Here is a 1,325-nt window from a genome sequence, read left to right as displayed (position 1 = left end):
GGATGCTCCTATTGATGTCAAGCGGCGAGCTCATGATCCTTACTTGTGATGATGTGATAGAGCTCGCGTGCGATGTAGCGTTTGAGGCAGCGGATGATCTCTTTCTTGGAGAGACCGTCTTTGGTGCGTCGTTCCATGTAAGCGCGGGTGCGGATGTCCCAGCGCAGGCGGACGAGGGCGATGCGGTAGAGGGCGGCGTTGGCCTGCCGGTCGCCGCCGCGGTTGAGGCGGTGGCGGCTGGTTTTGCCGCTGGAGGCGGGGATGGGGGCGACGCCGCAGAGCATGGCGAAGGCCGCCTCGCCGGTGAGCCGGTCATGGTTCTGCCCGGCGGTGACCAGGAGCTGCCCGGCGGTGTCGGTGCCCACGCCGTGGACCGCGACGAGGGCGGGATTGATGGCGGTGACCAGGGGTTCCAGGAGCTCGTCCAGGTCGGCGATCTCAATGGTGAGCTGCTGGTGGCGGCGTGCGAGGGAGCGCAGGGCGATCTTTGCAGCGGTGGAGGGCCGTGCGGCGTCGGCGTGGTCGCGGCGCAGTGTGGCGCAGGTGCCGATGAGCTTTTTGAGCGGCAGGCCGCGCAGTTGCCGGCGCAGCCCGTCTGGGGCGGTGACGATCAAAGACTTGATCTGGCGCTGGGTGTCGGCACGCTGGTCGACGGCGCTGCGTCGGGCGACCCGCAGGTTGCGCAGCGCCTCGATACGGCCGTCGCGCTGCTTGGGAACGCCGACCCGCTCGCCTGCCAGGGCGGTCCTGGCGGCGGCGACGGCGTCGATCGGATCGGATTTGCCCTGGAAGCGGCGGGACTTGCGGTCCGGCCGGTCGACCTCGACCATCCCGATGCCCTGGTCGTGCAGCAGCCGGGCCAGTCCCGCTCCGTAGACGCCGGTGCCCTCGACTCCTACCGGGCCCAGTCGGCCGAACGAGCGCATCCAGCCGAGCAGGGCTGTGTAGCCGGCCTTGTCGGCGGGGAAGGTCTCGGTGCCCAGCACCCGCCCCACCAGGTCGATGACTGCGGCTGTGTGGGTGTCGGCGTGGGTGTCCACTCCACCGGCGATCTCGAAGAAGTCCGGCATGTCATGGGGTGTAATGGAGGGCATCGTCGTCCTGTCGTCTTGACCGAGGGGCAGGGCGGCGCGCACCGTCAGGCGGGCGGACAAGACAGAGAAGGGGCCTCTGGCCAGGCTCCTATAAGGTCACAAACGCCGTGTCCGATGCGTGCGCATGAGCACCTCCGCGCCGAAGCCGACAGATCCTGTTGAAGACCCGAAGTCAGTCAGTAGGTGGGTCAGACCCCGGCGGGAGGTGCTCACCTACATCATCTCTGTCAG

Annotated in this window: 1 protein-coding gene; it reads right to left on the bottom strand. The window is 68.0% G+C overall.

Annotated features, from left to right (window positions below; genetic code table 11):
* Positions 1-17: 17 nt before the first annotated feature.
* Positions 18-1,070 carry an IS110 family RNA-guided transposase gene (locus Ssi02_RS38425; RefSeq protein WP_204034442.1) on the bottom strand — a complete coding sequence of 351 codons (1,053 nt, stop codon included), beginning with the start codon at positions 1,068-1,070 and terminating at the stop codon, positions 18-20.
* Between the last annotated feature and the right edge of the window lie 255 nt (positions 1,071-1,325).

Origin of the sequence: Sinosporangium siamense, assembly GCF_016863435.1 — a bacterium.
In the GTDB taxonomy this organism is placed as follows: domain Bacteria; phylum Actinomycetota; class Actinomycetes; order Streptosporangiales; family Streptosporangiaceae; genus Sinosporangium; species Sinosporangium siamense.
The sequence above is the reverse complement of the archived record's forward strand: the minus strand, read 5'-3'. Positions and strand labels throughout refer to the sequence as shown.